The sequence below is a fragment of the Sporotomaculum syntrophicum genome (assembly GCF_009932395.1).
Taxonomy (GTDB): domain Bacteria; phylum Bacillota; class Desulfotomaculia; order Desulfotomaculales; family Desulfallaceae; genus Sporotomaculum; species Sporotomaculum syntrophicum.
Map to the genome: position 1 here is coordinate 43271 of NZ_LSRS01000005.1, position 22864 is coordinate 66134.

Below are 22864 nucleotides of genomic sequence, written 5' to 3' on the forward strand. Positions count from 1 at the left end.
GGAAATCTTAGCAAGCGACCTGTTCATAGAACAAAAAGGAATACGTTCACTGGTGGACAAAGATGCCCGAGTAGGACGCAAAAGCAAGACCCATTCCTTTTACGGCTACAAGGCAGAAATCTGCCAAACTACCGATGGTAGTTTAATAACCAGTGTTACTGTAGACCCAGGCTCTTATGTTGATGGCAGCAATTTTAAAGACCACCTTGAGGAAGCCCTAAAAGCCGGTCTGACCGTGACCGGAGTATATGGAGATAAAGCCTATTTCCGGCCCGACATCCTTAATCTGATTAAGGAAAAAGAAGCTTCAGCCTATATACCGGTAAGTGCCAGTACATACAAAATAGACGAAGATTTGTTCAGCTACAATAAAGACAGCGATCAATGGTTTTGTGTCATGGGAAATGAAACGGTAAAAGTAAAAGCCAAAACCCGTGAACGATATGGCAAAAAAGAGAAGTTGTTGGAATACAGCTTTGAGCGTGAGCGCTGCCGTAATTGTTCTCACCGAACTGAATGCATAGGCAAAAGTACGAGAATAGCTAGACTACTGAGAGTCAGTGTAAATACTCCTGAATTATATGAGTACAGTCAAAGAGCTAGAACCCCGGAATTCCTTGCAGAATACCGCAAGCGAGCGAAAATTGAACCCAAAAATGCAGAATTAAAAAGATTCCATGGATTGGACCGGGCCAAAGGCTACGGTCTAAAAAGTGTGCGCATTCAGGCAAAATTAACGGTCCTGGCGGTAAACTTGAAGCGGATAGCCAATATGGTATCCGCTTAAAAAGGTTTTGATGCGCTTTTTTTGTATTTTTCAGACCGTTGGTTGCTGATTAATTTACATTATTTGTTTGGGGTAGGCGCTAAACCGACTTAAAAAAGGTACTTTTTCAGTGGTCTCGGACGGTTCTTTTGTGTCAAAATGAGAGACAGGTAGGATTTGAGTAAAGGGGCATGAATAAATGCCCAGGAAGCCAAGAGGGAAGAGTGAAACATCAATCTACTATATTATGATGCGAGGAATCAGTCAGCAAGATATTTTCCATGAAGAATATGATTTTTTGAAGTACTTGGAAACCGTAAAGAATTATAATTGACAGGCTAAGTAAGAGCCAATCAAGGCATCCATAACCAGGAAACCGGTAACGGCTTTACTTCCTCAGAAACCTCGAGATTACTCATCCGGACCAAGTCTTGGGCATAGATATTACTTACATTTGAAAGCTTACCTCAACTTTTTGACAAGAGAAATGTAGAAGTCATGAAAAAAGATTACGTTACCTGGAAACCGTAACCTAAACATATTTTTCATAATCCATTGCCCCGTAAAATACCCGCATAACGACCACAGTTTTATTCTCTTCATCAACAGAGTAAAGTACAACATATTTATGAATGACCAACCTCCGATACCCTTTGTGTCTTAATATCGCATTTTGCGAGTATTGACAGCGATAGGGGAAGTCACATAAGGATAAAATTGCCGTTTCAATATCATCCAGGAGAGTATCTGCTGCTTGTGGTGCAACCAGGTTATTGGTAATGTAATAATAAATCTGATCTAAATCGTGCGCAGCTGCCGGTGTAATTTTAAGCTGAAATCTATCTTCCATATTTTTTTCTCAGTTTGGCAAGCACTTTTTGCCCATCTAACAATTCACTATCTTGAACTTGTTTTTCTGCCAAAGCCAATTTCTTATACACATCGGCCAGGGCCATCTCACGCTCGTAGGTTTCAATGCTCATTACTACCAGGTCGCCATATCCATTCTTGGTGATAAATATCGGTTCGTCTTTACTATGGCATAACTCTGATATCTCGTTTGTATTGCGCAAGTCCGTTATTGGTCTTATTTGCGGCATTATGACCACCTCACATAATTATGTTGCAATAATATCATAATTATGTGCGTAGGGCAAGGTGAACCAAATATTATAATCTTTTATATATTTTATATAAAAAACGGCAATCAACGCCATGACCACTTTCTGTACCTTGTTTCATCATGAAAATACACTTTGAGTAATATTTTGAGATAGAACCAGCAGTGTACTAAGTTAGAACCACATTGTTTTGTCTGAAAAACCACTGTGTTCTTCCGAATAACCACCGTCAGTCTATACCGATTTAACCAAGCAACGAACTCCAGTTCCTTTTCTACCCGATTTCAAGCAGGCATTGTCTGGTTTGCATAGCGCTTTGCTGTGGTCTCCTGATGCCCATTGGTTGATAAGCCCAGGCTCCATAATAAAAGGTCTACACATAGAGATATAATCTACTTCTTCGTTCTCTACGAGCTTTTCAGCTAGCTCATAGGAACGTATTCCCCCCACCAGAATAAGCGTAATGCGTATTTCACGTTTGAAGGCACGGGCTTCATTTCTATAATAGTCCTCTTTTTCCAGCGAATTAATCCCTGTCCTGCTGGATTCAATAGCATCAACACCAGCGTTGGCGAGTCTGTGTGCAACCTGAAGAGAATCGTCCACATTTAAACCATTTTCAATATAATCCTGACAGTTGAGTTTTACCAAAATAGGATACTTATTCACAACGGTTCTTCGCATCGCTTGTATATCTTGATTTAAGATGTTGCAGGTTTTTGAAAAAGTTATCATATTGGCCATCAAACTGCTCGGACAACTTGCTTCTAGTTATGGTATGTTCCCAATGGTACTGAATAACAGTTGCTTTCGTACAGAACAGTGTTGTCTTTACGTACTGCACGGGTTATACTAGCGCTACAGGTATTAGAATCTGTAAAGGGTACTGGCCGTAGGTGTTCGCGTTCTACTTCAAACACTTGGGCCGGTACTTTTTTGTAGTTCCATGTACCTTGGCATTGCCGGTTCTGCTTAGCCAGGCTTCAAAGCTTTGATTGAGCAGGTCAATTCCCATAAAATATCGGTTGGGCAGAAAGTTGTTTTTAATGTATTTCACAACCGATTCAATCCGGCCTTTGCTCTCGGGGTCTGCCTTTCTGCATAAAAAGATTTTTAGCTGTTCTGCTTGCTTGAATTTCTCAAATTCATAAGTATAGATAATATCTCCGTGGCTTTTGCGAATATTCTCCGTAGCTTTGACATACTCACCAGGTGGCATATCCCAGTATTTACGTACTGTATTTCGGCTGATCTGTAGATATTTGGCTACTTTTCGCTTGCTAAATCCCTGCTGTTTAATTGTTGAATATTACTGTACATATCCATTCCCTTCATTCACGTGCCGCCTTTCATGCTGTTATAGCCTTAACTATTATCTCAAAAAGGTCAGGCCTATTTTTATTCATGATGAAGGTGGTGGGTCAATTTCTGGCCAGAACTTGCTCTATTTGTGGCCAATAGTTGATCAGTACTTATGTCCGAATTTGGATCAATTTATTTTACCATTCACAGGTGTTCATGACGGTCTTCTCTATAATTCCTAACTTGTTTTTATGTAGGCTTTTTTTAGAACACATACTTATCTCGTAATTTTACAAAATTTAACCCTATAATTCTATCATTAGTAACCATGAAATATAGTATTTTTTAAAATCTCGACCAGTTTTGACAAATTTTTATTATTATAAAGTATACAATAGATTTATTAAATATTTTAGCGTATGAGAGGTTAACAGCCCTTTTTATTAGGTAAAAATATCATTTTAGGTTAACGTTTTGGTCGAAAGAGATAATGGAGGCGGCTTGAACTCCTAAAATTGGAGAATATACACTTAAGACTTAAGCTTATATAGAATACAACATTTTATCTTGGGCAGCCGCCCTTGACATGGGGGCCCCTGGTGTCCGTGTTTCTTAGGGCCGACCAGGGCCCGCTGCAGCTAATGCTTTTGCGGCCCTTTGCCAAAGGCAGGCTAACACGGACACCCTCCCCATGTAAAGGGTCTGCGATGAACGGCTGCTAGGCGACCATCTTCTTCACTGATATCTGAATCTGGTTACTCATAACAGCTTTATAATATTTAGCAGGTGCAATGTGCCCAATGCTGCCATGCCTACGATGATTGTTGTAATAATCCATATATTCACTGATGACTCTGTATGCATCTGTAAAACTGGTAAACTCATTTCTGCTATAGCATTCATTTTCTAAAATAGAATGAAAGGACTCAATATAGGCGTTCATATTAGGGCTTTTAACGGGGATCCTTTCGTGAGTTAATTTCCATTTCCAGCATGTTTCTTCAAATTTTTTAGCTATAAACTGTGGGCCGTTATCGGTCCTTATTATCGGAAGTTCCATGCCGGGCTTCAAGCCACGTTTATTAAGCGAATTTATAAGTACTGCACAGGCATCCTTGGCTGTAGCGCTTAATCCAAGATGATAGTCAATTACTGAGCGGTCATAAACGTCTATAAGTGATAACTGGAAAAAGAATCTGTCCATACCCTCAATATAGCCATACTTTAGATCCATTTGCCAGTGTTGGTTCGGGGCAGTTACTTCCTCTCGCTTTGCCAGCTTTATCGGGCGGTTTAGGTATATTTTTCTCTGAGGGCGCAATACATTAAGTTCTTTACAGAGCCTATATGTTTTCTTGTGGTTTATGACAAGCTGGTAATCTTCTTTCAGGGTTGCGTTGATTTTTTTATAACCATAAGGGAAACCATCCCCGGTAACTATTTCTTTAATGTATTGCTTAATCAATTCGTTAGAAATTTGTTCACCTTTTAGGTTTAGTGAGTACTTTGATATCTGACGCCCCGGTTTATTTTGGGGTAATTCCTTAACGGCAGTTTTAGTTTCTTTGATTTTATTATAGTAGGTGGATGAAGCCAGGCCGACAGAGCTAAGTACAATGGACCCCAATGTCAAGACACGATTTTTTAAATTCAAAGCGACACCGGGTTCAACATAAAAAACTTTCTGACTGAATGTTGCGATAAGTTAAAATGGTGAGGTTATGCATTTCACATTAATTATAAAAATGGCGGTCTCCAGAGGGAGGGGGAAACCCATTCACAGCACTTAGCCGCCGCTTGCGGTCGGAGCGAAGCGGAGAGTCTTGACTCCATGTGCTAGGATTAATAAACCCGACCGTAGGCAATTGATTATTTGGCGTATATCCGTCGGTCGGGTTACCCATTAAACAGCACATGGAGACAAGACCGGCGTCATTTTTGTTCACATCAGGTGGCTCAATAAATTGGCCATTTGTTTAATCTCTGTTTCAATACATTTGGTTATGCAGATTGCTGCGGTAAGTTAGTTGTAGCATAATAAACACTTGCTGGAGTCTTTTTGCCGATAGATGTGTGTCGACGCTCGAAATTGTAATAACGCATAAAAGTAGCAATACCTTGGCGGAGAGCACTGGGGGTTTCGTAGTTCTTTAGGTAAATATCTTCCCATTTAATAGTTCTCCAAAAGCGCTCTGTAATGGCGTTATCCAGGGCTCTACCTTTACCGTCCATGCTAATTTTGATGCCATATTTTTTGAGCGTATTTATATAATCAGGGCTGGTAAATTGGCTACCTTGATCCGAATTTAATATAATAGGGGCTCCGTGCGTTTCGATGGCTTTGTTTACCGCCTTAATGACAAATTCCTTATTCATCGTATCAGAGAGCTCATATCCAACAATCATCCTGGAATACCAGTCAATGATGGCAACCAGGTACATCCAACGGCCTTGCATGGCACAATACGTAATGTCGATTCCCCAGACATGATTAGGATGGGCCGGTTTGACATTGCGAAGCAGATATGGGTACACATACTGAGCTCTATTGCGTTTGCTGAGGTTGGGACCGGGGTAAATAACCCGTATTCCCATTTCCCGCATATATCGTTGAATGCGTTTGCGATTGACCTTGTAATCTATGTCATCCATGTTATTAATGTCGTCAACAATCCGTCTGGAGCCTTTAAACGGGTGCCGCGTGTGGATCTTGTCAATCAGGTGCTTAATCTCCACTTCGTGTTTAGACACATTTTGGGCAGTCCAGTATAGACCTGTTCGGTTTAAGGATAATAGCCCGGCCTGAGCTTTTATGGTTAAATGTGAATCTGAGATACCCCAATCCACCATAGCTTTGCGTTCATTCACGGGGTATGATACCGCCAGATTTTTTTTTAAGCCAATCCAATTGTGTTGTTAGACGGCCGACTTGTGCGTATAAGTTTTCAATGGTTTCCTCTTGTTGGCGCTTTTCTTGAGCAGCAGCCTTAGCATTTTTAGAGGTAGCGAATACCTTGTCAGCGCCTTCTAAGAGCTCTTTCTTCCAGCGGTGAATTACACTGACATGTACTCCGTATTCCGAGGCGATTTCGCCAATATGACGTTCCTCTTTTAAGGTTTCTAAAACTATCTGTAATTTCTGCTCCGGTGACCACTGTTTTTTTTGCATGGGATATACTCCTTTCGCTTAGTTAGTTTAATTCGAGATTAGTGTCGCTTATCCCCTGCAAAATCGTGTCGCATTTCCTGGGTCCATTATAAAGGACCAGAGAAGCTTTATAGCCCTTATCTATCCACCTTTTAGCTATAGCGACTCTGTCGGCTACCGAGGGTTTTGAATGTCTCTTAACTCTCTTAAAATAGCCAACTCAAGCTCTTTATCAGCAAGAAGACGTTTTAGCCTGTCATTCTCAGTACTAATTTCTTTAAGCTGTTTTTCCATAGCTTTTTGACGTTCATCTTTTGCTTTTGGCAGTGTCTTTACGGAGCCGTTTTTTCGATATTTACTTAACCAAGTATGAATAGTATTAGCTGACATTTCATGCCTGCGGGCTACCAAGGCAACATTACCTGTTTCTTGACATTCTTTTATAATTAATTCTTTAAATTCATGACTATATTGCTTGTTTCTCATTAGAACCTACCCCCTGATAATATATTAATATATTACACGTACTTTCTCCAAATCTATTAGGGGGCTATATAGGAGGCTGTTGTTGATGGACGCAGATAAATTACTGGATTGTGCAAATAATTATATATTCAACGAACAGAAAGATGATAAATACAAACCATTAAAATCAGAAAGGGACGATTTAAAAGGAGAAAATTTTGGTGATAATTCTATAGAGATTTGCGCTAATAATCAAGAAATACAGAGAATAACTACTAGTGAATCTATTGAAACAGGAAAATTTGAATACAAAGCAGTTGAAAACTATACGTGCAACACAGATCATTATAGGTCTACTACAATCCTGTCAGACAGTATAGAACCAATCATCAAAGACATGCTGTTATTTGCCTCAAATCTTCGCGAAGCTATCGAAAAACAGCAACAATTAATATTAGATTTGCAGACATATATTATCAAACTTAATAACAAAACTATAGAGCAACAATTATTAATTGATGCTCTGCAGAAAAAAGAAAATGAATTAAGGGAAATAATCCAAAGTAAACAACGTAAAATTATTGAATTACAGCAGTATTATTATGAGCTACTAATCGATAAAACACAAGAAGTAGAGATAATAGATCATATTTTAACCACAAGGGAAACAGACTTGGCTAAGTTAACCAGTGAATTGGAGATTGTAAATCATGAACTAAAGAGTACAAATGAACTGTTAACCGTAAAGGAAAAACTTCTGGTCAAAATAAATAAAGAATTAGATCTTACAAATAAAGATTTAAAGATTAAAAATACGATGCTTGAGAAAACTGAAGCTGACCTGGCTAATGTAACGGGTGAATTGGCAAAGGCAAATCAAGAATTAACAAATAGAAGTATTCTACTTACTGAAAAAGAAGAAGCGTTTGATACTATTAAACAGGAATTAGAATTATTAAAGCAAGAAAAAGCAAATGAAAGGCGATCACTCATTGAGTTTAACAAGATTAAAGAAAGCATGCATAACATAATGCAACTGCTTCGGGGAAATAAAGATTCGGAGTTTGACCAGAAATAAATATCTTAAGATAGGTAGTCGATGGTTGTGAAAATTGATTATGCTAAGTATGAAAGGCTGTCAGAAATAGAAAATTGCTTTGCTGCTCAAATCAGAGAAAAAGAAATTAGTCTCTTAGGAGATTTAGTAATAACTCAAGAGCAATTTAATGAATTAACAGACCTTATAAGGCACGTTATTCTAACTAATCAAAAGGCCATCCAAGTCAAATATGCTCTAGCTACAGCCGTTTTCTTAGTTTGGTGTAGTGTATATTATTATAAAGACGGCACTTTTTGGGATCCTATTTTTTCAAAATTGAAGATCCCTGATAACCTAAAGAAAGCCGAATTTTTAGGTGAAACGTTCCTAAAGGTTTTAAAAAAATTTGGACTTCAGAAAATCTCAGCCACTGAAAGAACTAAAAAATATATGACCCCAATATTGATGCATGGCTATATAAGCGATCACTACGCCGGCAAGTTTCTTGACTACTTAAATGCAATCTATGTGTCATATTTAAAATATAATGTTACGGAACATGCAATGGCAAGTCTTTGGACTGACCTATTTAATTTGCATACTGAACAGATTTCTATTAAGAGCGAAATCGAAAAACTAGAAAAGCAAGAAAATCAAATAAAGTTAGCTATTCAGAAATACTCAGTCCCAGATATATTACACAATATAAATCGGCTGATGCTCACTGAACATGAAGAAAATGTATCTCAATTAAAACAAAATATTACTGACATATTATCAAAGCTTAGTGAGCTTGATGAAGAAATTGAGCGCTATCAAATGATTGAAAGGGAATTAAAAGAATTCCGATTCATATTAGAAGGAATTAAGACTATTGCTCCGGCAGGATGGGCGGATGCTGCTTTAGAGCAATTAGTTCAGTTTCAACTGGAGAGTTCAGAATTAGTTAAGCACAAACTAGGGTGCTTAAATAAACAAAAATTTCACATAGTTAAAGAAAGAAAGCACTTTGAAAGCCAATATGCTATAGAAACGGAAAAGATCATAACGATAAAAACTAATATTTTAACGCTGGGGAAAGGCAAGGCTGAAGAAGGTTGGTCAATCTTAAATGACTTCCAGGAATTAAAGAAATCTTTAGAAGTTGTCCAAGCTAAACTGATACAGAGACGGGAAATGCACCAGATGGAAGACTCTATAGAAAATTTAACCGTAAAACAAATTTTAACAACTTCATTAACACATCTAGCAGATGAGAATCCCACACATTTTCAATCATTTATTAAGAGTACATTGAGAATGATTGATAGTGTGTCGAAAAATCAATGTATAGTTGAAACACACCGTATGTATAAACCGGTATACCGCTGGTGGAACAGTTTAGGCAAAGAAAAAAAGGAATCGTCTGTAAAACCATCTTCAACTGATGAAATAGCTCAAAATGGACATTTGCGTAAACTACGTAGCAATTGGCGACTAGAACGGCCAAAGCTGCGTCAACCATCTCTTATCTACGATACGACTGAACGTAATCTATATCTTAAAATACCTGAGCAGCAGTTAGCAGCGCCAAAGGATTTCTACGAAGAACCACATTTCATTTTAGAATATTCAGATTTACAGGAAAAAATAGAAGTAAATTACGTTATCGAAAAAAACAAAATGTTGATACAGGAACAAAAAGTCTGTATCAATAGACCAGACATTAAACATTTAACCTTCCGGTGTCTTAGTATATCTGAATATTGGCCAATAAGCGTAGAACCGGTCATGTTATTTAATCATAAAACAAAAGTAATGTTTGACCAAATTATTCCTAATGGTTATTATTACATTTTAGCACAAAAAAACTGGCAAACGGACGCACAACATATAATAATTGACCAATACGTTGGCGGACCTGATGACTACAGGATATACGAAGTCAAAATGGACGAGTCGGAAATTAATTTTTGGTTGGATACTGCTAATAACCGTGAAACCTTGACTATTCAGTCTAGTCAATTTACAGGGATTGAATTAAAGGGAATTCAGTTTGTGCCCGGTGTATTCATGGAAGGAACGCCGGTATGTTATGCTTCTTCGCCAGTAATGACGATTGGATACAAAGCAATAGATACCCATCAAATAACGTTTTCTTTGTTTTATCAAGGAGTACTGCATATACAAAGTCCAATTCACGTTATGTTTAACAGATATGGTAAGCAAATCTCACCACATGCGGCAGAGCTGGAATTAGAAAAAATACTTAATAATAAGGCTCAACCCAATGTCGAAAAGATTCAAATTTCTATTACCGATCGACAGGGTAAGGAGATATTTGGCAGATCCTTTTGCCGGGTAAGAGGTTTAAATTTTACTTTCAACACCTCAGAAATAGTCATCAAAGTCCCTGTAGGAGCCCTTTTGAGGCATCCTTATTCAATACAAGATGGCACAAGTTACCATATTCCTATCTCAGAGCAATCCTTGCTTGAAGTGGAAATTTATTTAAAACGTCTTGGATGGAAGACTTTTCAATTAGAATCACCTATAGTGCAATATGAACTTAGAAACATTGAAAACCAGAAGCTAAACATTCCACTATGTTTATTGTATTCAGAAGCCGAAAAGCTCAAAGACATTAGTGTTGATTGGTCTACTTCAAGTGATCTTCCGGAGAAAGTCATTCTTTTCGATGATGCGGAAAATTTAGTTAGCACATTTAATTTAAGAAACGGCCAGGCAAGTGCACAACTAATTGGTTTTTACGATATCATTCGGGACTTGGCCGTTAACAGAAAAATTTATTTTCGTTGGGAAAGTAAAACCCGTATTTCACCAAATTTCTTACTGTTAGAAGTATTTCATAAGGTAGAAGTTACGGAATGTACACTATACCAGACAGAAAATGAAATGGATAACTTATTTGAAATTAGATATAAGCTAAATTTTCCTTATTCCGGGCAACTTATGATTCGTGTGCGTGAAACAGAGAACTCAAATAATATTCTGATAAATCAGGCCATAACGGATAATCCTTGTTATGTATATATTAATAAAGTTGATACCACAGCCAAACTACTTACTTTTGAATTATTTTATATACAAAGTAATAAAAGCATTTTTGGAAACACAGAACAAGAAATAATTTGCTGGGAACGCGAAGAAAAAAGGATTCTAAAAAAAGCGGTAGTCAAAGAAATTTTAAAACGTGGACTATTGATTAAAGCTTTTAATTACGAGCATAAACAACACCTACTGCAGGATACATTTTGCATTGAACAAATAACAAAAGAAAACAAACATTTTGCAGAAGAAGAGATTTTTACAGGTATTTTTAAAGGCAAGAATATATCTTCCGTGGTATATTTTTGTTTGGATATTGAAAAACAAAAACTTCCTTTTTTGATTGATACTGACTATGATGGCGTACAATATCATCCCGTTACTGGCGAACTTTTTTGGGAATGCCGGAGCGATCCTGAGATTATGGCACCACTTGATGATTTAGAATATACGATCAAGGAGGACGTAGTTTATGAACCTAAATCCGGTGCTTTCATCGCAAAAGATTTTTGAAAGATATGTCAGTTATATCACCACAACATTTAGATTAAAAGATGAATCGTTAAATCAACAAATTAAGTCAGCATTAAATGATAAGTTTAGATTTTCCAAAGGACCAATTATCGAAGCGACCCCACCTTTTAAAACGGGGAAGAGCATACGACAATTAATAAATGAAGGTATCCTTACAAGCTCTTTTGCAGAGCTAAAAGCTGCTTCACTACCAATGGATAGAAGTTTATATCTGCATCAGGAAAAAACCATAATGAAAATTTGCCAAGAACAGCGTAACGCCGTTGTGGCAACAGGAACAGGCAGTGGTAAAACTGAAGCCTTTATCATTCCCATTTTAAATCATCTTTTAACTGAAAAACAAAATCATAAACTTACCCCTGGTGTTCGAGCCTTATTGTTATACCCAATGAATGCATTGGCTAACGACCAGATGAAGAGGTTGCGTGAACTTTTAAAAAATTGTCCGGAGATCACTTTTGGCATATATACAGGTGAAACAGAAGAAAAATATCGAGCAGCTTATGATAAATTTCAACGGATGCATCAGCAACCTTCGCTTCCTAATGAATTGATTTCTCGTGAACAGATGAAAGAAAGCCCACCACAAATACTCTTAACCAACTATGCCATGCTTGAATACCTAATGCTGCGTCCAGCTGACAACGTATTTTTTCAAGGACCCTATTCAAATTCTTGGAAATTTATTGTTATAGATGAAGCCCACACGTACACAGGTGCAAAAGGAATTGAAATGGCCATGCTTATTGCTCGTTTAAAAAGCACTATTGGCATAGAAGAAGGTCAACTTACCTGTATTATGACTAGCGCATCTCTCGGGAACGGCCAAGAAGATTTTAGCATGGTTGCGGATTTTGCCTCCAAAATATATCGGGAGCCGTTTGAACCCGGAGACATAATCGGTGCTACTAAAAAAACCTTTACTCACTCAGCTATTTGGGGTATTCCAGAACCAAACTTATATAAAAATATTAATCTGTGGTTAGATTCTGTTGGTAAAGATAAGCAGGAACTGCGCAAAATTTTAGTGGAATGTCAGGTGCCCGAAGCGACCATCGAAGAGGCTTACCATAAAGAAAATACATATGCGGATGGTGCATTATACCTCATCATGTCAGGTGATGGGCGTGTTGATCAAACTATCCGTAGTTTAGTTGATGGACCAATGGCTTTGGAAGAATTGGCTCAAAAGCTATTCCCAAACGACGAGCAGGCATCTTTAAATACCGCTTATCTCATTGACTTATGTAATCGGTTGCGTCGTCATGAGTATGATCATTCACTTTTACCAGCAAGATATCATTACTTAGTAAAAGCACTGGAAGGTGCCTTCATTGTTTTTACTGAACAGCCGAAAGTCTATTTGAGCCGCATCAACCAGGTAACCATAGGTCAAATGGATTATAAGGCTTTTGAAATTGGAGCCTGTATTAAGTGCAATAGTATATACCTTGTTGGTGAGGTTTTACCAGGTATAGATAAACCTTATCTTTACCTTTCTGAAACAAAAAACAGATATGCTGATGCTGAAAATGCTAACCTGGAATACTTTGCCCTACTTGAACAAGAAAAAGAAATTGATCAGGAAAATGAAGATGTACTTTTAGAGGGCACACAGTTAAAAATACCACCTTTTTCAGTTTACAGACTGTGTGTATACTGCGGTGCTATACAACAGGATAATGGTACACCTGTCTGTGATTGTGTCCACTCTAAAACAGTCCGCTTGTTAAAAGTTAACCATAAGAACCAGAAGGTCCACAAATGTGGGATTTGTGGTTCAATTAATCCAACTTACAATATTGTCAGACGATTCTTTGTATCTGAAGATGCTGTCTCGAGCGTTTTGGCAACTACACTATATCAGGAACTGCCAAACAAACAGAAGGCTCAAGTGCAGAATGACTCTATGAAAAATGATCTCTTTGGATTTTTAGATAATGATATCGTAGATACACTAAAAACTATTAAAAGTCATAAACAATTACTTGTTTTCTCAGACAGTCGGCAAAATGCGGCCTACTTTGCGCCTTATCTTAGCCGCACCTATAATGATTTGTTGATCAAAAATGCTATGGTTCGAACTATTGAGTCACAGCATGACTTATGCATTGCGAACCGTTGGACCCTGGACGACTATTATCACCGAATCGATCGGTACGTTCGGGAAACAGCTTTTAGCAGTGCATCAGTGGAAACGTTACGACGTGATATCTGGAAATGGATTATGCTTGAGTTTGCTGTTGTTTCTGGGGCCAATTCATTAGAAAATTTGGGACTTATTCATTTTCAACCGAATTTTGATGGCGTTCCCGGAATTGATAATATATGGAGAATACCAGCTTTAAAGAAATTTGGTTTTAAACAGGAAGAATTACCTATCTTTTATGAATATATTTTAGATCAGTTCAGAGTTAATCGAGCAATTGAATATCCCGAGTATGTGTCTCCGCAAGATCCTGTTTTTGCACCTCAAAATCAGCAGGGAGGTTTTTGGCGTCAAAAGCCAATAGGTGATGTACGATTCCCCCGAGGTTATTCATTAAAATCATGGTTGCCTGCACATGAACACTTTTCCAACGTTAGAATGGATTTTTTAAAGAAAGTTTTATCAGTAGGAAGTGCTGAGGTACAAAAGTCGACAGTCCAAGAGCTGTTGGGTATTTTATGGGAATCAATGACCGATTTAAGAAGTCCATTAGTTAAATATTTAAAAAATGAGATGCTTCCTAAGCTAGGAAAAATTTATAAACTTGACCCTCAAATATATTGCGTAGCACCAGGAATGAATAATCCCGATGTAACCTATTATCAATGCGATACTTGTTTTAAAATATCGAAAACAAATTTACGTGATGTATGTCCTACTTACCGTTGTGAAGGTAAGCTTCACATAATTGATATGGATAAAAGATTTGATAATAACCATTACCGGAATCTTTATTTGAACATTAAACCTGAGAAAATGATAGCAAGTGAACATACAGCCCAATTAACCACTGAATATGCAGCAGAAGTACAAAATCAATTTATCAAAGGTGAAGTTAATGTCCTTAGTTGTTCAACTACTTTTGAATTAGGTGTTGATGTGGGGGAACTGGAAACCGTTTTTATGAAAAACATGCCTCCCACACCAGCCAATTATGCACAACGGGCAGGGCGTGCAGGTCGTCGCACAGATTCCACCGCTTATGCATTGACGTTTGCGCGCCTTTCATCACACGATTTTAACGGATTTAAAGATCCGAATAAAATGATTAGTGGGGTGGTCAAACCACCTTATTTCGAAGTGGCTAACGAAAAAATAGTTCTACGCCACTTGTACGCCTGTGCATTTGCTCATTTTTGGCGTCAATACCCAAGTTATTTCAAAACGGTGAAAGACTTTTTCATGAGTGAACCCGCAGGCCCAGCGTTGTTTCGCCAGTTTCTAGATAGTAAGCCCCAGGCACTCTTTGAAATGCTTCAAGAGGTAACTCCCGATGCAATTAAACACATGGTTAAATTAGAAAGTTGGGGTTGGGTTGACGATTTATATGGAGAACGTGGGGCGATGACTAAAGTTATCTCTGAACTCACCTATGATTTAAATAGCATTCAACAAGCTATTGATGATGCCCTGAAAAAAGAGCATTATGGCAGGGCAAATACGCTGTCACGTATCCGTAACACAATTACAGAAAGACCATTGATCAATTACTTTTCTCAAAAAAATCTTTTGCCCAAATATGGATTTCCGGTGGATGTAGTAGGTCTGGATATAAATCTTCACACCGATGAAGCAAAGAATATTGACTTAAGTCGTGATTTGCAGATAGCCATCTCGGAATACGCACCGGAAAGCCAAGTCGTGGCTAATGGTAAGTTATGGACAAGCCGTTATGTGAAAAGGGTTGCCAACCGTGAACTTGTTCGATACAGTTATATCCAATGCTCATGTGGATTTTTCAGAAAAAATCTTGATTTAGAAAAAGTTACTTATAGTAGTTGTCCGGTGTGTGGAAGTAAAAGGGTTCAAAAAGGTACTTTTGTGATACCTGAGTTTGGTTTCATTTCTGATAGTATCGTCGGTGAACCTGGTGATGCTAAACCAGAAAAAACCTATTCAAGTCGTAAGCATTTTTCAGGGTCAGGCGAGTATTTACAGGAAAAAACCATACTTGTGAACAAAACTAGGATTGCCCTGAATACGCAGACACATGGTGTACTAACCGTAATAAATAGCGGAATCGGGTATGGGTTCTATTTATGCAAATTCTGTGGATATGGCAGCATACAGGAAAAACCGAAAAGTCATAATAATCCCAATGGAATTAAATGTTCCGGTAATTTTGAAAGGGTGTCATTAGGGTATGACTTTGAAACAGATATTCTTGAAATTAGTTTTATAGATAGAATTTGTGACAAGGAACCCCCAACAGGTTATTGGGAATCACTGTTGTACAGTATCATTGAAGGCATGTCAGCATCTTTGGAAATCAATAGGGATGATATTGATGGTACACTTCACATTAATAAAGATTTAACACGTTCAATGATTCTATTTGATACTGTACCAGGAGGCGCCGGACATGTTAAAAGGATGCTAGATGAAGAACAGTTTGTTGAGGTCTTAAAAGAAGCTCGTTCTATCGTAAGCAGCTGTACTTGTGGAGCAGAGAAGAAAGATACCAGTTGCTACAGCTGTTTGCGGAACTATCATAATCAATACTGTCATGATTATTTAAGAAGGGTCTATGCCATTGATGCCCTAAATAAGATCCTCGGTGATTAGGTAATTTATATGGATTAGATTTCGCTATAGAATCAAATGCATTGGACTCAATAATGCGGGATAAAAAACTGCTGGTTTGAGAACTTTCTTGAGTATAAGTATTTACTATAATGAAGACATCTTAAATTAAAATTTTTTTTTATGTATACTGACAAAGGGTGGTAATAATTAATTTGTATAATTAAGTTAGGCCATCAAAAATGATGGCCTAACTAATTAATAGGGGGTATTCAATCATGAAAGAGATTTTAAGATGGTATTCCAATACTCTTGATAAGGAAAAGCTAAATAAATTTTTTAGATTAACCGGCATTGAAATTCAAGGCTTTAGAAAAAAGGCAGATAAAGCACCTGTGCAGATCATGCGAAAGAAATTTAGCGGTGTTTGTATTGATGTTCCACGCGATAAGTTGATGTTCTTTTTATCTATCTTAAATGAAGAGCTTTATGACGAGATAAACGAGTTAAGCACAGCTGAAATTATGGCAGAAGAAAAAGAGCTAATCGGAAAATACAATTTACCTGACTATGTATTGGGATTGCTGGTCATGTCGGAGACGGAGGAGTCTGATCATATCAATGAACATATTAACCAGCTGATCATTGATGTTGACCAGCAAGAAAATCAAATTGATGATGTTGACGCTAAAAAAACATTGGTTGAGATTAATGCCTCAACAGAAAAAGAAAGTAAAATCTTAAGAAAAAAACTTAAAGATAAAAATCAGCAATTAGAACAAGCCATTAATCAAATTCAGAAATTAAATAGCACAATAACTAGAATTAAAGAAGAAAATAAAAAACAGTTGGGAGATATGACCAAAGCCTACGAACGAACAAGTACAGAACTTGAACAAGCAATAACATTCCAGAATGAAGTGTTGAAACAAAAAAGAAAGTTTGAAGAACAGCTTGGAGAAATGAATAACGCCATAAATCAGTTAACTACTGAGAATGAGGGGCTTAAAAAGAAGTTGGCTGAACAAGAAGTTTTGTTAAAAATCTGGCAGGCAAAATATCCTGGGGAGAAACTTAATAATAAAACGCTGCGAGTTATTTTCCTGGGTGATAAGTCTAACCGAGTAATAAACGTTGTTTCAGGAGTTGTTGTAGATAAAACCTGTGTTGATTTTGATGATGTAGATGTGATTTGCAGTAGTGAGGAGCATATCAAGGAGTATGATGTAGCATTTTTATTATCCAGTCGGTGTACCTTTGAACAACGGCGTAAGATACTTAAAAATTTTAACAGCTGTCAAATTAAAATTAATGAGATACCTAATATAAAAAGCAGTGAAGATATTATTAATCAATTAATTACCGATCTTTCCAAAGATAAAAAATATGCCATTTAGTTTCCAAGGAGGACAATGTAAATGAGTGAAGAGTTAAACTGTATTTTGGTTGGTATTCTAGCTGAACCAGAAGACCTTATGCCTGAAAGAGAGTTTGTTGTATTTGTTAATAGTATTAATGAGCTTCAGTTTGCCTTAAAGATAATATCTGATGGGCCTGATTTTTTACCTTTAGAAAAACCAATAACTTGTTATGCCAACAAATTTACTGATTATGACTTTATCGATAACTATTATGATGATCTGCCTATGAGGGCCAAGTCTTTTGAAGATTTCATTAAGGATAAAGTGGTCTTATTTCGTCCTGTTCAACAATATAAAAAAGGTGAGATTTTATATTCTGCTGAACCTGTTATGGTTTTACCGAAGCCCCCTGGCATACATAGAAATAGCAGGCTAATCCCTATGCTTTATTTGAATGAGAGAGACTACGAAGATTACGATAAGCTAATTGTAAACAGGCAGCCTGTAGGACCATTCCGCTATTTCCCTGGACAAATGCCTATAGCAGATCCTATTTATATTCATATTGGCGGTTATTTGTATGGAGATTTTGCTTTTCGTGTAGAAAGGCATAATAAGTGGATCTTTAATTATAAAAATAACCTAAAGCGTGTTCAATGCGACCTTTTTGAATATGAAAATGTAATTACCTATAAAGATGTAGCATTTGTTGAATCTTATTTATACCTGCAGGATTTCGCAAAACTATTAGAAGCTGATGGTGAAAAGGTAGAAATCTTAGATGCACCCTTATCCAAAGATGTGCAGTTTGATCCAGGTACTAAAAAAGAAGTTGACCATAGCGCTGATGATCATACCAAGTCACCAAAAACAGATGCCGTGAAAAAAGTGATTGATGCACTGGAACCCGACCTGCAAGGAGTCTTAAATGATGCTACTGGTAATCTAGAGGAACCGGTAATGGGAGTAGGCCTAGAAGAAGTCGAGTTTATCAACAGGTTAATTAAACACTGTCGTTTATCAGGTCTGCTTTATGATGAGGATGATTTATATAATTTTCATATAGACTTAAAGATCAATAATTTTGTTATTATTGCCGGCATGTCGGGAACAGGAAAATCAAGGTTGGTTGGTTTATACGCTGAATCACTGGGATTAACCCGAGATGATTCCCGGGGCAGGTTTAGTTTTATACCAGTAAGGCCAACATGGACAGATGAAACAGATTTAATTGGTTTTTTGGACACCTCCAATAACATATACAGACCGGCGGATACTGGTTTGCTAAACCTCTTATTGGAAGCGGAAAAAAACCGGGACAAACTGTATCTGGTGTGCTTTGACGAAATGAATCTGGCCAGAATAGAACATTATTTTGCCCAGTTTTTAAGTGTTTTGGAACTCCCGGCAGAAAAGCGGGTGCTGCAATTATATAATCCTGAAATGGCAGAACGTGTATATAATTCTCATCAATATCCCCCCCAGGTCAAGCTTGGTCGCAATGTATTAATGGTGGGAACGGTTAACATTGATGAATCAACTTACGCATTTAGCGATAAAGTACTGGACCGGGCCAGCATACTTCGTTTAAAGGTGTTGCCTTTTGTCAGGTTGGCTGAGTTAATTGAAGGTTTAAAAACCAATACACCCATTATAAATAATTCAGAAATTTTAGCCACACAATACTTCAACTGGGTAAACCAAAGCGGATTCTCTCTTAATGCAAGTGAAAATGAGTTTTTATATAAATTACACGAGATAATTAACAAAGTTGATGCCAGAAAAGGTATTGGTTATCGTAGCCTGCGTCATATAGATGATTACTTGCGCAATATACCCAGGCATGAACAGGGGCCAATCTTAAATCGCGCGAAAGCTTTTGACTATCAGCTTGTGCAAAAGGTACTTCCTATGTTGCGCGGGCCACAGGAACAATTGCTTAAATTAATTGGTATTTATAACGAAACGACGGATGAGGTAGAAGATAGCGAAATTTTGAAATTGATGGATGAATACAACAATATCAGCGATTATAATTATAGCCGTAACGAAATTAAGCAGAAAGCCAAGGAATTAAGGTGGTTTGGTTATGCATCCTGATGGATTACCTTTCCGCGTCATTTTGCACATTGGCAGCAAAGAAAAGAATTATTCCATCCCGTTAAACAGTTTTTGCAGCAAAGAAAAAGATGCCGTTATTGATTCCACATATTTATTGGAATTTAGTTATGTGAGTTTGGAATTTACTCCAGGCGATGGTATCAAAATACCGGATAATGCCCGCTTATACATGGACGGGCTGGATGGCCTTGGTAACCACCAAATTAAGCGCGATTATGACGGGGCCTACCTTGATTGTCCCAGTAATATGCCTCTATACAACCAGATAGAAAACTATCCCTGGATTCCCGGTCTGTATCGAGTTAAGGTGGTCTGGGGGGATAGTTCGTATTTCACCATATTAAAAGTTAAGGCTAAGCAAATCAGTGATCGTCAACTAGAGGTTATGCGACAAGAGTTGGAGGACTGTGTTAGAGGTTTAGCTATTGATGTGGCTTTACCCAGGCGTGGTCCAGGTACATCCGACATCATGCAAGCTTTACCGGTTCTTTTTTATCAGTATAGCTTGTTGGAAAAAGAATTTCCGCGGCTTTATGCCAGTTTGCTGGATATTTTACAAAAGCCTCACCAACAAGTAATTAAGGAACATGATATAGTTCCTGAACATAAGGCAAGGGTTTGGGATAATCGCACTTTATATTGGTTGAACTCTGAACATGGCAGGCGAAAGAACAGCGGTTCAAACCGGCGTCCCAAATATGTCTTGGCGCCGCGAAGTAAAATAAATTATGATTTGTCAGAAAATCAATGGCTTAAAAAAATACTTTTCGGTTTTATCCAGGTATGCAGCCGGATTCAAAAAGCAATTGAAAACACACTTAACCTTAAAAAAGGTATATTAACAGAAGAAGAACGATACATGCCGGGTAATGCAAGTATACTCAAGCGCAGGCAAAAAGAAATCGATCATTTGTATAAAGATCTGGATCGCTGTAATAGACTACAGGGGCGTCTATGGCAGCTATTAAATCATCAATTCTTCACCGGTGTAAAAAGCATTAAAGGTCTTATCCCCATAACTCCCGGCTTATTACAGGATTATCGATATTTTGGTGTTTTTCGGTTTTGGCAGCAATTATGCCTAAATTCAGAAATACAGGTACAGTCTGCAACTGAGTATCAGTGGAAACGTTCTGATTTGCTTTATGAATATTGGATTTTCGTTAAAATGTTGGAAATTTTAAAGAAGCTCGGGTTTCAACCCGTGGAAGGTTGGATTTATTCCAACACATGGAGATTTGGCGAGCCCATGTTTATACCCAGCATTGAACCGGATACCAAAGTAAGCTTGACGAAAGGTAAATGGCGTTTTGATTTAATATACGACCAAAGTATACCTTACGAGAGTAAAATAGCGAGCGAGAAGGGCATTCCCATATGGAGTGAAAGCGAGAACAACAGGCCTGATTTGCGTCTGGATGTCTACGAAAGTGAAGAATATTCTCAATCCTTCATTTTCGAGGTGAAATATCGCAAGCTTCAAAATGTGTGGAACACTTTGGTGGAAAAAGACCGAAGAAAATGGACAGAAAATATGCGCCAGCTATTAAACTACCGCATTGGTTTATCAAGTGTTTCTGATCATAAAATCAGGCCGGTTGATGAAGTAATTGCGTTTTACCCCGGTGATGCAGCAAATGATGCGAAACTAACTATAGATGAATATAGAATTACGCTGATAAAATTCGGGCCAGGTGGGGATAACCAGCATGTATTATTCTATTTAAGAGATATCTTGTTCAAAAAAATTATAGAGAACGATGAAAAAGAAGCGATTGTTTAGAATCTTTCAATATGTTGGGTATACTTACGCCCACTATTTCCCTTTAGGTATTATAATAACATAAGGTTTTATAAGTTGCTGTCGGCATTACTCTTGACTAAAAGATGTTAGTGCGTGAATATAGGATAGGGATAAAGTAATATAAAATAAATATGGGGACTCTGAGCATATCAAAGAAAGAGAAAGGGTGAAAGTGATGAATGCTTTCGTATATGACATTCCAACAAAAGTATATTTCGGTGAAAACCAACTGAAGAACTTGGGCGCCGAATTAAGCAAATTCGGCAAAAAAGTACTTTTGACTTATGGTGGAGGTTCCATCAAGAAGATTGGGCTTTATGACAAGATTATCGAGGAGATAAATAAAGCTGGTTTAGAGCTTTATGAATTGTCCGGAATTGACCCAAATCCAAGAGTATCCTCTGTAAACGCAGGTGCTGATATATGCAAGAAAGAAAATATAGACGTTCTTCTTGCTGTAGGTGGAGGATCGGTTATAGATTGCACAAAATATATTGGTGCGGCTGCTTATTATGATGGAGATGCCTGGGATATCCTGCTTAAGAAAGTCCCGGTAAAGAAATGCCTGCCCATCATTACCGTGCTAACCCTGTCAGCAACGGGTTCAGAAATGGATGCCGGCGGCGTTATCAGCAATCCCGAAACAAATGATAAAATTGGTCTGATTTTTCCTGTCATGCAACCTAAGGTTTCCTTCTTGGATCCAACACTCACCTATACGGTGAACAAATTCCATACAGCCTGTGGAGCCGCAGATATACTTAGCCACATCTTTGAAGTGTATTTTAGTATGGACCAAGATTTGTATATGCTGGACTGTGTTATGGAAGGCCTAATGAAGACCGTTCTAAAGTATACACCGGTTGCCCTGGCAGAACCTGAAAATTATGAAGCACGTGCCAATCTGATGTGGGCTTCTTCATGGGCGATCAATGGCTTTATCAATGGCGGTAAGCGTCAGGCCTGGAGCTGTCATCCCATGGAACATGAGCTATCGGCGTTTTACGATATTACACACGGACTGGGGCTTGCCATACTGACGCCAAGATGGATGGAATATACTCTGAATGAAAATACAGTAAGTAAATTCTATCAGTTTGGCGTAAATGTATTTAGTATTGATGAGTCCTTACCACAAATGGAAGTCGCTAAGCAGAGTATTGATTTGCTTAAAGAATTCTTCTTTGAGACTCTGGGGCTGCAGAGTACCCTTACTGAAATTGGTATCAACGATGCAAACTTTAATATTATGGCCAGGAAAGCTGCAACTTTGGGAAGCACCAAATATGCCTTCCAGCCTTTAGCAGCTGAAGATATTGAAAAGATTTTCAGGATGTGTTTGTAAGATATGTACATTTGTATAAATTGCGTGAATTATGAGACATTTACTGTAATTTAATTAACATTTCATTAACAAAAATAT

At 37.7% G+C, this 22864-nt stretch carries 14 protein-coding genes and 1 pseudogene; 8 read left to right on the plus strand and 7 right to left on the minus strand.

The features are described 5' to 3' along the window. Positions 1 to 784, plus strand: a pseudogene (locus SPSYN_RS10415) (transposase); the annotation flags it as partial. 514 nt (positions 785 to 1298) lie between these two features. On the opposite strand, the gene SPSYN_RS10420 reads toward SPSYN_RS10415, so the two are convergent. The 7 genes from SPSYN_RS10420 to SPSYN_RS10450 form a co-directional block, all read right to left on the minus strand. Beyond that, positions 1299 to 1616, minus strand: a complete 318-nt coding sequence (locus SPSYN_RS10420) for a type II toxin-antitoxin system RelE/ParE family toxin (RefSeq protein ID WP_161822438.1) — start codon at positions 1614 to 1616, stop codon at positions 1299 to 1301. After that, on the minus strand, positions 1606 to 1866 hold the full coding sequence (locus SPSYN_RS10425) for a type II toxin-antitoxin system prevent-host-death family antitoxin (protein ID WP_161822439.1): 261 nt from the start codon (positions 1864 to 1866) through the stop codon (positions 1606 to 1608). Before SPSYN_RS10425 ends, SPSYN_RS10420 begins: the two co-directional genes overlap by 11 nt. Positions 1867 to 2121: 255 nt before the next feature. Beyond that, the gene (locus tag SPSYN_RS10430) at positions 2122 to 2631 is read right to left on the minus strand and encodes a beta/alpha barrel domain-containing protein (protein ID WP_243153019.1); all 510 of its coding nucleotides are present in this window, start codon (positions 2629 to 2631) and stop codon (positions 2122 to 2124) included. 163 nt (positions 2632 to 2794) lie between these two features. Then, a complete protein-coding gene (locus SPSYN_RS10435) occupies positions 2795 to 3106 on the minus strand; it encodes a transposase (protein ID WP_161822440.1) in 312 nt (103 codons plus the stop codon). Positions 3107 to 3907: 801 nt separating this feature from the next. Continuing rightward, the gene (locus tag SPSYN_RS10440) at positions 3908 to 4843 is read right to left on the minus strand and encodes an IS3 family transposase (protein ID WP_161822441.1); all 936 of its coding nucleotides are present in this window, start codon (positions 4841 to 4843) and stop codon (positions 3908 to 3910) included. Positions 4844 to 5190: 347 nt separating this feature from the next. Beyond that, positions 5191 to 6358, minus strand: a protein-coding gene (locus SPSYN_RS10445) for an IS3 family transposase (RefSeq protein ID WP_480935856.1) whose coding sequence is annotated in 2 segments (ribosomal slippage) — positions 5191 to 6085 and positions 6084 to 6358 — 1170 coding nt in all. Because the reading frame shifts where the segments join, the coding sequence is not laid out codon by codon here. Positions 6359 to 6511: 153 nt separating this feature from the next. Continuing rightward, positions 6512 to 6823: a transposase gene (locus tag SPSYN_RS10450; RefSeq protein WP_161821309.1), complete on the minus strand. Its 312-nt coding sequence runs from the start codon at positions 6821 to 6823 to the stop codon at positions 6512 to 6514. An 85-nt stretch (positions 6824 to 6908) separates the two neighbouring features. Between SPSYN_RS10450 and SPSYN_RS10455 the strand changes: the two genes are divergently transcribed. The 7 genes from SPSYN_RS10455 to SPSYN_RS10485 all read left to right on the plus strand — a co-directional run bounded on the left by SPSYN_RS10455 (position 6909) and on the right by SPSYN_RS10485 (position 22786). Next, positions 6909 to 7880, plus strand: coding sequence for a coiled-coil domain-containing protein (locus SPSYN_RS10455; RefSeq protein WP_161822443.1), 972 nt, complete (start codon positions 6909 to 6911; stop codon positions 7878 to 7880). Positions 7881 to 7907: 27 nt separating this feature from the next. After that, on the plus strand, positions 7908 to 11402 hold the full coding sequence (locus SPSYN_RS10460; RefSeq protein ID WP_161822444.1) for a hypothetical protein: 3495 nt from the start codon (positions 7908 to 7910) through the stop codon (positions 11400 to 11402). Further along, on the plus strand, positions 11362 to 16197 hold the full coding sequence (locus tag SPSYN_RS10465) for a DEAD/DEAH box helicase (RefSeq protein ID WP_161822445.1): 4836 nt from the start codon (positions 11362 to 11364) through the stop codon (positions 16195 to 16197). Before SPSYN_RS10460 ends, SPSYN_RS10465 begins: the two co-directional genes overlap by 41 nt. A gap of 236 nt (positions 16198 to 16433) precedes the next feature. Further along, positions 16434 to 17552, plus strand: coding sequence for a hypothetical protein (locus SPSYN_RS10470; RefSeq protein ID WP_161822446.1), 1119 nt, complete (start codon positions 16434 to 16436; stop codon positions 17550 to 17552). 21 nt (positions 17553 to 17573) lie between these two features. Beyond that, complete coding sequence (locus SPSYN_RS10475; protein WP_161822447.1) at positions 17574 to 19616, plus strand: McrB family protein; 2043 nt, start codon at positions 17574 to 17576, stop codon at positions 19614 to 19616. Beyond that, positions 19606 to 21420: a DUF2357 domain-containing protein gene (locus SPSYN_RS10480; protein ID WP_161822448.1), complete on the plus strand. Its 1815-nt coding sequence runs from the start codon at positions 19606 to 19608 to the stop codon at positions 21418 to 21420. Before SPSYN_RS10475 ends, SPSYN_RS10480 begins: the two co-directional genes overlap by 11 nt. Positions 21421 to 21616: 196 nt before the next feature. After that, complete coding sequence (locus SPSYN_RS10485) at positions 21617 to 22786, plus strand: iron-containing alcohol dehydrogenase (protein WP_161822449.1); 1170 nt, start codon at positions 21617 to 21619, stop codon at positions 22784 to 22786. The last annotated feature ends 78 nt before the right edge of the window (positions 22787 to 22864 follow it).